The organism is Cytobacillus gottheilii (assembly GCF_018582665.1).
GTDB lineage: Bacteria > Bacillota > Bacilli > Bacillales > Cytobacillaceae > Cytobacillus > Cytobacillus gottheilii.
In genome coordinates this window covers 520,001-535,616 of record NZ_CP071709.1, presented here as the reverse complement: position 1 = coordinate 535,616, position 15,616 = coordinate 520,001, and the positions used below count along the sequence as shown (strand labels likewise).

The 15,616-nt window shown below is 41.9% G+C and carries 16 protein-coding genes, 1 rRNA gene and 1 riboswitch (1 of these 18 only partly in view); of the genes, 2 read left to right on the top strand and 15 right to left on the bottom strand.

Annotation, left to right across the window (positions count from 1 at the left end):
* Positions 1-137 precede the first annotated feature (137 nt).
* Together J1899_RS02685 and J1899_RS22805 are read left to right on the top strand one after the other, a co-directional pair.
* Positions 138-422, top strand: coding sequence for a YgaP family membrane protein (locus tag J1899_RS02685; protein ID WP_214477371.1), 285 nt, complete (start codon positions 138-140; stop codon positions 420-422).
* A 65-nt stretch (positions 423-487) separates the two neighbouring features.
* Positions 488-598 (top strand): EYxxD motif small membrane protein, encoded by a 111-nt coding sequence (locus J1899_RS22805; RefSeq protein ID WP_338024103.1) that lies wholly within the window; start codon positions 488-490, stop codon positions 596-598.
* Here J1899_RS22805 and purD read toward each other — a convergent pair.
* The 15 genes from purD to rrf form a co-directional block, all read right to left on the bottom strand.
* On the bottom strand, positions 579-1,850 hold the full coding sequence (gene purD, locus J1899_RS02680; protein WP_214477370.1) for a phosphoribosylamine--glycine ligase: 1,272 nt from the start codon (positions 1,848-1,850) through the stop codon (positions 579-581). The genes J1899_RS22805 and purD overlap by 20 nt on opposite strands.
* 25 nt (positions 1,851-1,875) lie before the next feature.
* Positions 1,876-3,408 (bottom strand): bifunctional phosphoribosylaminoimidazolecarboxamide formyltransferase/IMP cyclohydrolase, encoded by a 1,533-nt coding sequence (gene purH, locus J1899_RS02675; protein WP_214477368.1) that lies wholly within the window; start codon positions 3,406-3,408, stop codon positions 1,876-1,878.
* Between the two features lie 49 nt (positions 3,409-3,457).
* Positions 3,458-4,039: a phosphoribosylglycinamide formyltransferase gene (purN, locus tag J1899_RS02670; protein ID WP_214477366.1), complete on the bottom strand. Its 582-nt coding sequence runs from the start codon at positions 4,037-4,039 to the stop codon at positions 3,458-3,460.
* Between the two features lie 23 nt (positions 4,040-4,062).
* On the bottom strand, positions 4,063-5,088 hold the full coding sequence (gene purM, locus J1899_RS02665; RefSeq protein WP_214477365.1) for a phosphoribosylformylglycinamidine cyclo-ligase: 1,026 nt from the start codon (positions 5,086-5,088) through the stop codon (positions 4,063-4,065).
* Positions 5,089-5,366: 278 nt separating this feature from the next.
* A complete protein-coding gene (gene purF / locus J1899_RS02660) occupies positions 5,367-6,764 on the bottom strand; it encodes an amidophosphoribosyltransferase (protein ID WP_066450365.1) in 1,398 nt (465 codons plus the stop codon).
* The gene (purL, locus tag J1899_RS02655; RefSeq protein WP_214477363.1) at positions 6,749-8,965 is read right to left on the bottom strand and encodes a phosphoribosylformylglycinamidine synthase subunit PurL; all 2,217 of its coding nucleotides are present in this window, start codon (positions 8,963-8,965) and stop codon (positions 6,749-6,751) included. Before purL ends, purF begins: the two co-directional genes overlap by 16 nt.
* The gene (gene purQ / locus J1899_RS02650; protein ID WP_214477361.1) at positions 8,949-9,635 is read right to left on the bottom strand and encodes a phosphoribosylformylglycinamidine synthase subunit PurQ; all 687 of its coding nucleotides are present in this window, start codon (positions 9,633-9,635) and stop codon (positions 8,949-8,951) included. The genes purL and purQ overlap by 17 nt, the downstream gene beginning before the upstream one ends.
* Positions 9,632-9,886: a phosphoribosylformylglycinamidine synthase subunit PurS gene (gene purS / locus J1899_RS02645; protein ID WP_214477358.1), complete on the bottom strand. Its 255-nt coding sequence runs from the start codon at positions 9,884-9,886 to the stop codon at positions 9,632-9,634. The genes purQ and purS overlap by 4 nt, the downstream gene beginning before the upstream one ends.
* On the bottom strand, positions 9,874-10,599 hold the full coding sequence (gene purC / locus J1899_RS02640) for a phosphoribosylaminoimidazolesuccinocarboxamide synthase (RefSeq protein WP_214477357.1): 726 nt from the start codon (positions 10,597-10,599) through the stop codon (positions 9,874-9,876). The genes purS and purC overlap by 13 nt, the downstream gene beginning before the upstream one ends.
* Positions 10,600-10,971: 372 nt before the next feature.
* Positions 10,972-12,264 (bottom strand): adenylosuccinate lyase, encoded by a 1,293-nt coding sequence (gene purB / locus J1899_RS02635; RefSeq protein ID WP_214477355.1) that lies wholly within the window; start codon positions 12,262-12,264, stop codon positions 10,972-10,974.
* A gap of 4 nt (positions 12,265-12,268) precedes the next feature.
* A complete protein-coding gene (gene purK / locus J1899_RS02630; protein ID WP_214477353.1) occupies positions 12,269-13,423 on the bottom strand; it encodes a 5-(carboxyamino)imidazole ribonucleotide synthase in 1,155 nt (384 codons plus the stop codon).
* Entirely contained in the window at positions 13,410-13,898 is a 489-nt protein-coding gene (gene purE, locus J1899_RS02625) for a 5-(carboxyamino)imidazole ribonucleotide mutase (protein ID WP_066450384.1), read from the bottom strand. Before purE ends, purK begins: the two co-directional genes overlap by 14 nt.
* Before the next feature lie 199 nt (positions 13,899-14,097).
* A riboswitch (purine riboswitch) is annotated at positions 14,098-14,199 on the bottom strand.
* Between the two features lie 125 nt (positions 14,200-14,324).
* Positions 14,325-14,522 (bottom strand): NETI motif-containing protein, encoded by a 198-nt coding sequence (locus J1899_RS02620; RefSeq protein WP_066450385.1) that lies wholly within the window; start codon positions 14,520-14,522, stop codon positions 14,325-14,327.
* Positions 14,519-15,043, bottom strand: a complete 525-nt coding sequence (locus J1899_RS02615) for a DUF2179 domain-containing protein (protein WP_180320300.1) — start codon at positions 15,041-15,043, stop codon at positions 14,519-14,521. The genes J1899_RS02620 and J1899_RS02615 overlap by 4 nt, the downstream gene beginning before the upstream one ends.
* A gap of 467 nt (positions 15,044-15,510) precedes the next feature.
* A 5S ribosomal RNA gene (rrf, locus tag J1899_RS02610) occupies positions 15,511-15,616 on the bottom strand; it runs 11 nt beyond the window's last position.

Here is a 15,616-nt window from a genome sequence, read left to right as displayed (position 1 = left end):
GTGAATTTTTATAATGACAAGTAGTTTTTAATTTCAGAAAACCCTTACATCTTTAATTTATCATAACATATTTGCCTTTTTAACGCATTAAAGAATTAGGTTAAAAATGTAAAAATTTTATGAAGGAGCTGTTAACTTTGAAAATAACACCGAATATTGGCATTTTAAGTGCGTTGCTTCGGATCACTTGCGGACTTACAATTTTATCCTGGAGTACAGCTAAGCTTGTTAAGTTTCCTTGGCGTGATTCCTATTTAGTTGCATCCATACTTGGTGCTATGAAGGTTGCAGAAGGAATTGTCCGCTATTGCCCAATCGTCGCATTATATGACAAAGGTCAGGAAATGATGCATGAACGAAAAGAAAATACAGATGAAGATTCTATTCAGCAAATGCTTCCACATAATCCAATAAACGAATAATTGTCAAATTAATTATATAAAAAAATTGCCCCCTAATCAGGGGGCATCTATAAGGAGGGTACAAAATGTTCTGGGAGTATCTAACAGATATGTCTTTTGTACTGATTGCTATAATCGGCAGCATTGTTGCCCTGTTATTTGTTTTCATCAGAAATATTAGGAAAAAACGTGTTTAATCGCTTTGTATCCAATGTCATTTCTGTAAAAAATAGCTTCTGATTTTATTTTTTCTAATTGGCTATAAACCTTTTCTTGCGCTTCCTTTAAAGTCCCTGCTTTAGCCGCTGCAAGCAGGATGCGTCCGCCATTTGCCGTAAACTCTCCTTGTTCATTGCGTTCTGTTCCGGCATGAAACACAGTGACTGTATCATCTATTGCACCTAAACCAGTCAAAACTGCTCCCTTTTCATAGTGATCCGGATAGCCTTTAGCCGCTGCAACAACACCAAGCATCATATCATGATCCCATTCTATTGCAGGTTTTTTACCATTTATAACAGCAAGCATAACCTCAGCCAAATCTGATTTCATTCTTGGCAGAACAACCTGTGTTTCCGGATCGCCAAAGCGAGCATTAAATTCGATTACCTTTGGACCCTGTTCTGTTTTGATTAATCCTGCATATAAAATACCGCAGAAACTACGCCCTTCTTTAACAAGTGCAGCAGCTGCTGGCTTCAATATTGCTTCAACACCGACAGAAACAGTTTCGTCTCCTATATGCGGCACAGGTGAATATGCCCCCATACCGCCTGTATTTGGTCCTTGATCTCCATCAAAAGCACGTTTATGATCCTGAGCAATTTCAAGCGGAATGACATTCTCTCCATTTACGAATGCCATAAGTGAAAATTCTTCACCCTCCAGGAATTCTTCAATCACAACCGTAGAGGAAGCTTCTCCGAATTTGGCACCTACTAGCATATCCTCTATGGCTGCAAAGGCATCTTCCTTATTCATAGCAACAGTGACACCTTTGCCGGCAGCAAGTCCATCGGCTTTAATTACAATTGGAGCACCTTTTTTTTCAATGTATTCTTTTGCAGCTGAATAATCCGAAAACACTTCATATTCTGCCGTTGGGATATGATATTTTTTCATTAGCTCTTTCGCAAAGGATTTACTGCCTTCAATTTCTGCAGCTGCTTTTTCTGGTCCAAAAACAGCCAGACCTTCTTTATTGAAGAGATCAGCCAAACCTGCCAAAAGAGGCACCTCAGGTCCGATTACCGTTAATCCGATTTGGTTTTCCTGTGCAAATTGAAGAAGCTGCTCATGATCTTGCTCGTCTATATTGACGAGCTGTGCAACATCCTCCATGCCTTTATTGCCAGGTGCAGCAAAAACGGTTTTCACACTTTCACTTTCATTCATTTTATAGCAAATGGCATGTTCTCTTCCGCCTCTGCCAATGACTAAGACATTCATTTTCCCAATCCCTCCTTCACAGTGATTAATGTTTGAAATGTCTTACACCTGTGAATACCATTGCAATGCCGTATTCGTCTGCTTTTTTAATGGAATCAGCATCCTTGATTGAGCCGCCCGGCTGAATGATTGCTGTAATCCCAGCTTTCGCAGCTGCCTCAACGGTATCATCCATTGGGAAGAATGCGTCTGATGCAAGCGCAGCTCCTTCTGCTCGCTCACCTGCTTGTTCAAGTGCTATTTTTGCCGCTCCAACACGATTCATCTGGCCAGCTCCGACGCCAAGAGTCATTGCATCACTGCTTACAACAATGGCATTGGACTTGACGTGCTTAACGACTTTCCAGCCAAGTTTTAAAGCATTCCATTCTTCCTCTGTTGGTTCACGCTTTGTAGGAATGGAAATGTCCGCATGCTCCAGATTATAACCATCAAAATCCTGAACAAGCAGTCCGCCTTCAATAGACGTGTACTTTTGCTCGTTATTTCCATTCGTAAAAGGTATTGTCAATAAACGAATGTTTTTCTTTCCTTGTAAAATCGTTAGCGCTTCTTGTGAGAAAGCAGGAGCAATGACAATCTCTAAGAAAATTTCATGTAGCTTCTGCGCTGTATCACCATCTACCTCTCTATTAAGCGCAATGATTCCGCCGAAAATAGAAATCGGATCTGCTTCAAATGCTTTTGAAAAGGCAGCATTTACTGTATCGCCCGTACCAACTCCGCACGGATTCATATGCTTAACCGCCACTGCAGCAGGTTCAGCAAATTCCTTAATAATTTGAATAGCTGCTTCTGCATCATTGATATTGTTATACGAAAGCTCCTTGCCGTGTAATTGCTTTGCATTGGCAATAGAAAACTCAGAGCCAAGCGGCTTTCGATAAAATGCAGCCTTCTGATGCGGGTTTTCGCCATAACGGAGACCCTGATTCAATTCATACGTTACCGTTAGTTTTTCAGGTGCTGCTTCACCTGTTAAATCTGTCATATACTGTGCAATCATGCTATCATACGCAGCTGTATGGCGGAAAACTTTGGCTGCAAGTGTTCGTTTTGTTTCACTTGTGACCGAACCTTCTTGTTTTAGCTGTGTTAAAACTGTTTCATAATCAGAAGGATCCACAACTACTGTTACATACTCATGATTTTTTGCTGATGCCCGCAGCATCGCCGGTCCGCCAATATCAATATTTTCAATAGCATCCTCTACCGTTACATCCGGCTTAGCAATCGTCTGCTGAAAAGGATATAAATTCACACAAACAACTTCAATAGGGCTGATTCCATGCTCATCCAGCTGTGCTTTATGCGATGGCTCGCCAAATTTAGCTAATAGACCGCCATGTATCATTGGATTTAGTGTTTTTACACGTCCTTCCAGAATTTCCGGAAAACCAGTGACTTCACTGACACTAATGACAGGAATTCCTTGCTCCTCCAACGCCTTCTTTGTTCCGCCTGTTGATAAAATTTCAAAACCAAGTTCATGCAGGCTTTTCGCAAATTCCGCAATCCCGCTTTTATCTGATACACTAATAAGCGCTCGTTTGTTCATTCATCTTCCCCCTAAGTCTATTTGCCGTCTGTAGGACCGTTTCATTCGATTATTTCACTGACAGTTCATCTTTGCATAATGTTTGCAGTACTTTTGGATAAAGAATATGTTCCACTCGATGAATCTTTTCTTGAAGAGTTTCCATTGTGTCGGTTTTGTCGACGGGTACTTTTTTTTGCTGGATGATCGGTCCAGTATCCATTCCTTCGTCCACATAATGAACAGTCACACCAGTGAATTCCGCTCCTGCTCTCAATGCCTGGCCAATCGCATCTTTTCCCGGAAAAGCCGGCAGCAAGGAAGGATGAATATTAATAATTTTCCCTTCAAATTCACGGAGAAGGACGTTTCCAATCAATCTCATATACCCAGCTAATACAATAAGGTCAATGTTTTTCGCTTTCAATTCATGAAGAATTTCTGTTTCATATTCTTCCTTACTCTCATAGTTTTTTGCTTGAAAAACAAAGGCTGGAATTTCATTATGGGCCGCTCTCTCAATGCTGTATGCGTTTGGCTTGTCAGAGACAAACAAATTAATCTGAGCTTCCAGAGAACCTGTCTGAACGGCATCTATAATCGCTTGAAAGTTCGTTCCGCTGCCGGAAGCAAACACTGCAATATTTTTCATTTTTTTCCTCCACGGATTGTTCATTACGTGATGCTGATTCCTTCTTGCTCTGTGACAACACCAATGATAGCTGCCTTTTCTCCCATTTCATTGAAATACTGAACGATCTCCACTGCTATTTCTTTGTTAACAGCAGCAACCATTCCAATTCCCATATTAAAAATATTATACATTTCCTGCTGCTCAAGACCGCCAATCTTCTGCATAAGCTTAAAGACAGCCGGAAGTTCAATTGAATCTTTCATAATTTCAGCCCCTAAACCTGCCGGGAGCATCCGCGGAATGTTTTCAATAAAACCGCCTCCGGTAATATGCGAGAGACCTTTTAGTTCAAACTTTTTCATAGCAGCTAAAAGCGGTTTTACATAAATTTTTGTTGGGCGGAGCAGTTCTTCCCCTAAAGTACAGCCCAATTCTTCAACATAATCCTCGAGCTTCATATTGGCTTGTTCAAAAAACAGCTTTCTTACAAGAGAATAGCCGTTGCTGTGAATACCACTTGAAGCTAATCCTATTAATACATCGCCCGCCTGAATGTTCTGTCCTGTAATCAAGTTCGATTTTTCAGCAGCACCTACAGAAAATCCAGCAAGGTCATATTCTTCTTCACTGTACATTCCAGGCATTTCAGCTGTTTCTCCGCCAATAAGAGCACATCCTGCCTGTTCGCAGCCTTCAGCAATCCCTTTTACAATGTTTTCAATCTTCTCAGGCTCTGCCTTGCCGCATGCAATATAGTCTAAGAAATATAGCGGCTCGGCTCCCTGAACGACTATATCGTTCACACACATGGCCACAGCATCAATTCCGATTGTATCATGCTGATTCATCATAAAGGCAAGCATGAGCTTGGTTCCTACTCCATCCGTCCCAGAAACAAGCACAGGCTCTTTTAGATTCAATGAAGACAGATCAAACATACCGCCAAATCCGCCTAGCCCTCCCATTACACCTGGACGAACCGTTCTTTCCACATGCTTTTTCATGCGAGTGACTGCTTCATAGCCTGCTTCAATATTTACTCCAGCTTGCTTATAAGCATTTGCCATGCTTTTCACCTCGTCTATGATATTTCATTTCAATTTTTCGTAAAGTTTACTGTTATTTCCACTCCATGGTACTCGCTTTCCGGCGGGGCGGGTGGTGAGCCTCCTCGGCGCTGTCGCACCTGCGGGGTCTCACCTTCCCACTCGTCCCGCAGGAGTCTCGCACCATTCCGTTCCAATTAACAAGCGTATTGCTAAAATGACCACTTTAAAAAAGGTTAAACAAAATACATTCTCTTATTAAATAGTCTCTTTAAAAAAAGCGGCTAATGCGTGCCGCTTTATACCTTTTCATACGGATGTAATGTGCTTGGATAGATTTCAGTCGGGTATTGTCCTGTGAAGCAGGCTAGACATTGACCGTCTTTTCTGCCGACTGCCTTGACCATTCCTTCTACTGATAGGAAGGTAAGTGTATCTGCACCAATGATTTCTCTAATTTCTTCTACATTATGATTGCCCGCGATCAGTTCTTCCTTCGTGGATGTGTCGATTCCGTAGAAGCAAGGATTTTTAATTGGAGGAGAGCTAATGACAACATGAACCTCTGTAGCACCAGCTTCCTTCAGCATGGCAACAATTCTTCTGCTAGTTGTTCCGCGCACAATCGAGTCATCGACCATCACAACTCGTTTTCCCTCTACAACACCGCGAACTGGAGAAAGCTTCATCTTCACCCCTTGTTCCCTCAGTGATTGAGACGGCTGTATAAACGTACGGCCAACATATTTATTTTTAATTAAGCCCATTTCGTATGGAATCCCCGTAGCTTCTGCATACCCAATCGCAACAGAGATACTTGAATCAGGAACACCTGTGACAACATCCGCTTCAATTGGAACTTCAACGGCCAGCTGCTTTCCAAGGTTTTTACGCGCAGTATGAACATTGATTCCGTTAATATTGCTGTCCGGACGGGAAAAATAAACATATTCCATCATGCACATCGCGATATTTGAAGCCATTGCAAACATTTCAGAACGGAAGCCGTTATCATCGATAATCAAAAGCTCTCCCGGCAAAACATCCCTTATAAATTCAGCTCCAACGATATCAAACGCACATGTTTCCGAAGCAACGACATACGCATCGCCAAGCTTCCCAAGTGAAAGGGGACGCATGCCGTTTGGATCAAGTGCCACCATCATTTCTGTCTCGGTCATGATCAGAAAAGCATAAGCGCCCTTTACCATGGATAGCGCATTTTTCACACGGTCTTTAAAAGACGAAAAACCGCCGCGCTTGATTAAATGAGCAAGCACCTCTGTATCTGAGCTTGTTTGAAAAATACTTCCCTGTGCCTCCAGCTGATGCTTCAGAGCAGTTGCATTCGTCAAATTGCCATTATGGCATAATGCTAAGCTTCCGCTTTGGGAGTGAAAGAGAAGCGGCTGAACATTTTCATATCCTCCGCCTCCTGCCGTAGCATATCTCACGTGACCAATAGCTGCTTTTCCATCAAGCTCCTCTATAGCTTCTGCGGTAAAAACTTCTGTTACAAGTCCCTCACCTTTTACTCCTTTGAGCTTTGCGCCGTCAGTAACAACGATGCCTGTACCTTCCTGTCCGCGATGCTGCAGACTGTGAAGGCCATAATAGGTAATTTGTGCTGATTCCGGGTGACCCCAAACACCAAAAATGCCACATTCCTCGTTTAGTCCCTTTATTTCAGCAAGCATGGGATTGCCCCTTTCCAAGCTTCTTTAAGAATGGCTGTTTGTTCAGACAGCAGAAGCCCGTTCTCAGAAGATAGTTGTAATTCTGGAACATCAGTTACTTCACCAATCAATACAGCATCTGTTAATGCTTCAAATGCTTCTTGATTTTCCTTTTTAACGGAAAGCAAGAAACGTGATTGAGACTCTCCAAAAAGAGCAGATACTTCATTTCCTGTGACCTTGATTTTTGCCCCAAGCTCTGCTGTGCCGAATAAGCTTTCAGCTGCTGCTACAGCAAGTCCGCCCTCTGCAACATCATGAGCAGATGCCACTAACCCAGAACGAATAGCACCCAATACTTGGCTTTGATGCTTTTCTTCTGTCTCTAAATGAAGCTCGGGTGCTTTTCCAAAGATTTTTCCGTACGTGAGCTTTTGCAATTCACTGCCGCCAAACTCATCCTTTGAATCTCCTAAAAGATAAATAAGATCTCCAGCTGCTTTGAAATGCTGTGTGGTTGTATGTTTAATGTCCTGCACGAGTCCAACCATCCCAATGACTGGAGTTGGATAGATCGCAGTCCCATTTGTTTCGTTGTATAATGAAACATTTCCGCCAATGACCGGTGTATTTAAGGTGCGGCATGCTTCACTTATCCCGTCGGCTGCCTTTTCGATCTGCCAGAAAATCTCTGGTTTTTCGGGATTTCCAAAATTAAGGTTATCGGTAATTGCCAGCGGTTCTCCGCCTGAGCAAACGATATTTCGTGCTGCTTCGGCAACAGCAATTTTCCCGCCTGTTTCCGGATCAAGATACATATATCTCGAATTGCAGTCTGTTGTCATCGCTAAGCCTTTTTCTGTGCCGCGAATACGGACAACCGCTGCGTCTGAGCCTGGAGCAACAACAGTGCTTGTGCGCACCATATAGTCGTATTGATCGTAAACCCATTCTTTGCTTGCAATTGTCGGCTGCTTCAATAGATTGATTAATGTCTCACGATAGTCTTCCACTGAAGGAATTTCATTCTCCATCGCTTGAAATTCACGGAAATATTCCGGCTCTTTAGAAGGCTTATGATAAACAGGAGCCTCTTCTGCTAAGGCATCTGCTGGCACATCCGCCACAACTTCACCGTTATGAAGCAAACGAAGCATTTTATCATCTGTTACCGTTCCAATAGCTACAGCTTCAAGCTCATATTTTGAAAATAGATCAACAATTTCCTGCTCTCTTCCCTTTTTCACTACGATGAGCATGCGCTCCTGTGATTCAGATAGCATCATTTCATAAGCAGTCATGCCTCTTTCACGCTGCGGCACAAGATCAAGGTTCATTTCAATCCCCGAACCAGCCTTGCTCGCCATTTCTGCTGATGAGCTTGTTAACCCTGCCGCTCCCATATCCTGAATGCCGACTAATGCATCTGATTGAACAAGCTCTAAACAAGCTTCAAGAAGAAGTTTTTCCATGAATGGATCGCCAACCTGTACAGCCGGACGTTTTTCTTCTGATTGCTCTGTTAATTCCTCTGAGGCAAAAGTTGCACCATGAATGCCGTCACGGCCAGTCTTCGCTCCCACATACATAACTGTGTTGCCGACTCCATGTGCCTGCCCTTTTTTAATATCCTTATGATCAATAAGACCAACACACATCGCATTAACGAGCGGATTTCCTTCATAGGAAGATTCGAACTGAATTTCGCCTCCAACAGTCGGAATGCCAATACAGTTGCCATATCCGGCAATTCCGGCAACCACTTCTTTAAACAAATATTTCACTCGAGCTGTTTCAAGCTCTCCAAATCGAAGAGAGTTTAATAGAGCAATAGGTCTTGCACCCATTGAAAAAACATCACGGATAATTCCGCCTACACCAGTAGCTGCACCTTGATATGGTTCAATGGCAGAAGGGTGGTTATGGCTCTCGATTTTAAATACAACCGCCTGCTCATCTCCAATGTCTACAATCCCTGCACCTTCACCTGGCCCCTGCAGAACCCTCTCACCGCTTGTAGGGAATTTTTTTAATACTGGTTTACTATTTTTATAGCTGCAATGCTCTGACCACATAACAGAGAAGAGGCCGATTTCGGTGTAATTTGGCAGACGTCCGAGAATCTTTTCAACCATCGCAAATTCTTCATCCGTCAATCCCATTTCTGCATATACCTTTTGCTGTTTTAATTCTTCCGGACTAGGTTCAAGCATTAACGACATGTGCTTCCCTCCAATTTTTTACGATCGATTGAAAAAGTTTCAGACCATCTGCTCCGCCCAAAAGTTCATCTACTGCTCTTTCTGGGTGGGGCATCATTCCAAGAACATTGCCCTTCTCATTCACAATGCCTGCAATGTCTTCCAGGCTGCCATTGGGATTTGTTCCGCTGTATGAGAACACAATTTGCTTGTTTCCTTTTAGCTGAGCTAATGTTTGCTCGTCACAATAATAGTTTCCTTCACCATGCGCAATTGGAATCATGATTTCTTCTTGCTCTTGATAAGAGGATGTAAACATCGTTTCACGATTTTCAACCTTTAGCTTGACTGGGCGGCAAATGAACTTCAGCGTTTCATTCCGTCTCATTGCACCCGGCAGCAGGCCAGCCTCTAATAATACTTGGAATCCGTTGCAAACGCCTAAGATTGGCTTTCCAGCTTCTGCTGCCTTCATAACCTCTTTCATTACATTGCTGAAGCGTGCAATTGCTCCAGACCGCAGGTAGTCACCATAGGAGAACCCGCCAGGAAGCAAAATACCATCAAACTCATCAAGATTTTCTGTATCATGCCACACATACTCTGCTTCTGCACCAAGCTCATCCTTTATGGCATGAAACATGTCGATATCGCAGTTTGACCCTGGGAATACAATAACGGCAAACTTCACTGTGCAACAGCCTCCTCAATTTGAAAGCGATAGTCTTCAATCACGACATTAGCCAGCAATCTCTCACACATTTCCTTAACGACTTCTTCAATATTCCGCTCCGTTTTTTCCACAGTCAACTCCATATACTTCCCAATGCGGACATCTGATACTTCGTTATAATTTAGAGAATGCAGAGAATTTTTTACGACTGAACCTTGAGGATCTAATACACTCTCTCTTAATGTGATGAAGACTTTTACTTTGTACATGCTGTCCTGCCTCCCAATCTGGCTAAAATAGTTTCGTATGCTTCTGTTAAATCTCCTAAGTCTCTTCTAAAGACATCTTTATCAAGCTTTTCCTTTGTTTTTTCATCCCAAAGCCTGCAGGTATCTGGAGATATTTCATCTGCAAGGATAATATCTCCGTTTGCATCTTTCCCAAACTCAAGCTTAAAATCAATAAGCACAATACCTAACTCTTTGAAAAATTGAGATAATACTTTGTTTACCTGCAGTGCTTTTACCTTTAATTCTTCAACTTCTTCAACACTGGCCAATGCTAAAATCTCAATATGATCCTCAGTTAAAATCGGATCTCCCAGATCGTCATCCTTATAATAAAATTCAACGATTGGCCGAGAAAGCAGAAGTCCTTCTTCCATTCCTAATCGCTTGGAGAAGCTTCCTGCGGAGTAATTGCGAACGACTGTTTCAAGAGGGATAATGTCTACTCTTTTCACAAGCTGCTCTGTTGGAGAAATGCGTTTCACAAAATGTGAACCTATGCCAAGCTCTTGAAGCTTTAAAAATAGTAAACTGGTAATTTCATTGTTTAGTCTTCCTTTGCCGGCAATGCTTGCTTTTTTCTCCCCGTTGTAGGCAGTAGCAGAATCTTTATATTCAATCCAGACGATTTCCTTTTCATCAGTGCTATATATTTTCTTCGCCTTGCCCTCGTATAACAGTGTTCTTTTTTCCATAACAGGAGAGCCCCCTTTAACGAAATAGTAGGAATAATCCAGGTAGTCAGATCCAAATGAATTTTCAGACCTAAAAATGAGTGATTTCCACTTCATGGTACTCGCTTTCCGCGGGGCGGGTGGTGAGCCTCCTCGTCGCTACGCTTCTGCGGGGTCTCACCTTCCCACTCCTCCCGCAGGAGTCTCGCACCATTCCGTTCCAATCAACAAGCATATTAAATAAGTAGAACTGTTTCAATTACACACAATATTAATCATTTAGAAAAGAGAATTTAGGGAAAGCGGGATCGCCCCTGCTCAACAATTGACAAAGGCTGACCCTATAAAAATCTAATCTCAAGCTTTCCTATGCATTACAGATATTGCTCATTTTTACAGACCTAAGCGGTCAAATATTGTATCTACATGTTTGATATGGTAGTTATAGTCAAAACAATCTTCAATCTCCTCTGGAGAAAGCTTCGCTGTAATCGTTTCATCTGCTTCAATTAGGCTGCGGAATGGCACTTGCTTTTCCCACGCTTCCATTGCACGCGGCTGCACAGTATCATATGCTTCTTCACGCGGCAGACCTTTATCAATCAATGCTAACAGAACACGCTGTGAATAAATTAATCCAAGAGTTCGATCCATATTGCGTTTCATGTTTTCAGGGAATACCGTTAAGTTTTTCACGATATTGCCAAAACGATTTAACATATAGTTTAATGCGATGGTTGCATCAGGAAGAATGATTCTTTCAGCAGAAGAGTGAGAAATATCCCTTTCATGCCAAAGTGAAACATTCTCATAAGCTGTCATCATATAACCGCGAATCACTCTTGCTAAGCCTGTCATATTTTCTGAACCTATTGGGTTGCGCTTATGAGGCATCGCAGAGGAGCCTTTTTGCCCTTTTGCGAAAAACTCTTCCACTTCCCGCGTTTCGCTTTTTTGCAGACCGCGTACTTCTGTTGCAAACTTTTCAATGGAAGTTGCGATTAAAGCAATGCTGCTCATATAATGAGCGTGGCGGTCACGCTGTAACGTTTGTGTAGAGATGGGTGCTGGCTGAATTCCAAGCTTCTCACATACATAGCTTTCAACAAACGGATTGATATTGGCATATGTTCCAACAGCGCCGGAAATTTTCCCGAACTCCACGCCAGCTGCCGCTTCTTTGAAACGATCTAGATTTCTTTTCATTTCTTCGTGCCATAGTGCAAGCTTTAAGCCAAATGTAGTCGGCTCTGCATGCACGCCATGTGTACGACCCATCATAACTGTGTATTTATGCTCTTGTGCTTTGTTTTTCAAAATCTCCACAAAGCGTTCTAAATCTTTTACTAAAATATCATTAGCCTGTTTAATTAAGTATGAAAGTGCGGTATCTACTACATCTGTTGATGTTAAGCCGTAATGTACCCATTTTCTTTCATCGCCCAATGTTTCAGAAACCGCACGTGTAAATGCAACAACATCATGTCTTGTTTCTTCTTCGATTTCTTTAATGCGATCGATATTAAAGGAAGCATTTTCGCGAATCTTTTGAACATCCGCCTTTGGGATGTCACCAAGCTCTGCCCATGCTTCACATGCTAAAATTTCAACCTCCAGCCATGCCTGGAAGCGGTTTTCTTCCGTCCAAATGGCTCCCATTTCTGGGCGAGTATAACGTTCAATCATCTTTTTATCCTCCGATTCTTTCCTTACTGCGAGACCAGATGCCAGTATGCTCCGCCTCAGCAAGCGCTTCTTCGACATGGTCTCTTAATAATGTAATATGTCCCATTTTTCTTTTAAACTTAGCTTCCTTCTTGCCGTACAGATGCACCTTCCAGTTATAAAGAGCGGGGATTCTTGCAAGCAATGGCTCCTGATGCTCACCTAGGATGTTCACCATGACAGCTGGCTTTAATAAGCTCATGCTTCCCAGGGGCAAATTACAAACAGCCCGAATATGCTGCTCAAACTGTGACGTTTCACATGCTTCAATCGAATAATGACCGGAATTATGCGGTCTAGGTGCCAACTCATTAATAAATATTTCGTCCTCATCCGTTAAGAACATTTCAACAGCAAGCGTACCAGTCAGATTCAGCTTCTCAGCCAGATGTTCTGCAGCCATAATCGCCTTTTCCGCTGCTTTGCCTGAAATCCTTGCTGGCACAATTGTCTGATGCAGAATATTGTCTTTATGGACATTTTCAGCAACCGGAAGAACTGCCTTTTCTCCTGATGGACTTCTAAAAATGATCACGCTGATTTCTTTATGAAAAGAAATGAATTGCTCCAGCACACACGGACCGTTTTGAAGAAGTTTTGCTGCTTCAGCAATATCGCTTTCATCTTTTAGAACATATTGCCCTTTACCATCATATCCTCCTCTGGCAGTCTTTAAAACGGCTGGAAGACCAAGCTTTTCTATATTATCATAAATGTCGTTTTCTGTTTGTATCACTGCGTATGGAGCTACAGCAGAGCCTGAAGCTGATATTGCTGCTTTTTCCGTAATACGATTTTGGGTAATTTCCAGCAGCTCTTTCCCTTGTGGAACATAGGCATGGCTGCAGAGCCAATCAAGTGCTTCTGCACTGATATTTTCAAATTCATATGTGATTACATCACTTACAGCTTCCAGCTCTTTGATGCCCTCAAAACTATCATAAGCGTCGACGATCGTAATATCTGCCACCTGTCCGCATGGCGAATCTTCAGCAGGGTCTAGAACAGCTACTCTATATCCCATAGCCTTTGCCGAGAGGGCCATCATTTTCCCCAGCTGTCCGCCGCCAATAATACCAATTGTTTGTCCTGGTAAAATTACTTTGTTAGACAAGCTCATCACTGCTCTCCAATACTTCTTTCTTTATTCTTTCCCGCCTTTGTTCTAATCTTTGAGCTATATTTTCATCAAACGCTCCAAGCATTTGAGCTGCCAGTAAACCTGCGTTTACAGCACCTGCCTTCCCAATTGCAACTGTTGCAACCGGAACACCGCCTGGCATCTGTACAATGGATAGTAAAGAATCTAACCCATTTAAAGCCTTTGACTGAACAGGAACCCCAATGACAGGCAAAGTCGTTTTTGCTGCTACCATGCCAGGCAAATGTGCTGCACCGCCCGCTCCGGCAATGATGACCTTTATATCGTTATTCCGGGCTTTTTCGGCATATTCAAACATTAAATCTGGAGTGCGATGTGCGGAAACAACCTTCTTTTCATAAGCAATTTCCAATTCTTCTAAAACGTCGCAAGCATGCTGCATTGTTTCCCAATCTGATTTACTGCCCATAATGACTGCTACTCTTGTTCCCATGTCTCTCCTCCAGCAGTGTGACTTTCTATTTTTTTGATTCTATTAAACTCCAAACATCTCTTACATACTAAACACTCATGTTGCATAAAAAAAGCCCAGGCAGATGCCTTCTCATGAGAGAAAGTTATCTGCCCAGGCTAAAATATATGAGGTGCCAATAATTCCATCGACAATTCAAATGTGGAAGCACCAAACGCCGGTCATATTAACTCTCCCTCATAGTCCAGTAATTTACGGTCACCGGGTAGAAACTTCTGGGCCATATTCCCAACATTATACGAGGGTTAAATATTCGTTTATCGTCATTAACTGATTACATTCGTTTTCTTCTGTTTCTGTCACATTTATCTTAACAACTTGTGAAAGAGTATGTCAACGGAAATCTCGAACAATATAAAAAGTCAGACAATTAATGTTCGTGTTTTACTAGTTCATTTGAATTCCTTCAAAGATAATTTGCCGTCCAGCAGGTTCATATGTTACGGTTCCCCCATCTTTTACTTCTTTAAATATTGGTTTTTCCGTTCTTTTAACTGCCATATAGCCTTCTTTTTTCATTCTTTCAAGGCACTCATCAATACTTTCGTTTTCCAGCACCTCAAATTTCTGTTTTCCTTTACTCATGAAAATAGTTTTCCTTTCTTAACCGACTTCACCCAGAAGCCGCCATGTATCGTTTTTGGTTCATAAGCAATAATAAATGCTTTTGGGTCAAGCTCTTTAATTGTCTGATACAGCTTTAATTCATATTTTCTAGGTGTTAAAATCTGCAGCGCCATCCGGTCTCCTTCTAACCCATTTGCAGCCCAGCTTGTGACACCATAGCCTTTTTCACGCAGATCTTTAGGTAAATCACGATCATATTCCTTTGTGATCACATTTACTGTGATATAGCCAAGCGCTAACTTCTCTTCAATTTTCATGCCGACAATGACACCGATCCCGTATCCAACTGCATAAGCGATCAAGTTTTGTATTTCATCTACATTGTCTAAAACCAAGTCCAAACCGATTACATAAATAATAATTTCGATCATACTTATTAAAGCAGCTAAATACCGCTGACCTTTTAACGTTAATATCATACGGATTGTAAAAAAGGAAACATACACAATGTTAATCACTAAAATGATGGCAACCATCATAAGACTATTTTCGAGCAAATGAAGCCCTCCTTGTATTTCTTATTCACTTAACCTTATTAATATTTTCTGCATTTTATAAGATTCACCGTCTAGTATGCAGGTAAATCCTTTAGCAGAATAGCGCTTTTATCAATGAGGTCTTTCGTTAAGTCCCTATTTTACAGGAGAATAACTGTTTTGCGAAGACTATTTATGTATTCTTTATTATGTTAACCTATTTTTAACGATTCAAACTCGGTGGCTTGCTTTGGATAAATCATTAACATCAATATTTTCCCTTATGGTTTGGTAAAAAGATCAGTTGAGCAAGCTTACATTTTTAAAACTAGACCATACGGTCGTTTAGGTCCATTACTCCAGCTTCAAGTATAAGATTTTGAATGACTAGTCCTCCAACAGCATCGTCTTCAATTTAGAATTCCAACGACAAAAAAAGCACATCCATAAAGATGTACTTTTTTCATATTGCCCGGCAACGTCCTACTCTCACAAGGGGACAGCCCCTAACTACCATTGGCGCTGAGAAGCTTAACTTCCGTGTTCGGGATGGGAACGGGTGTGACCTTCTCGCTA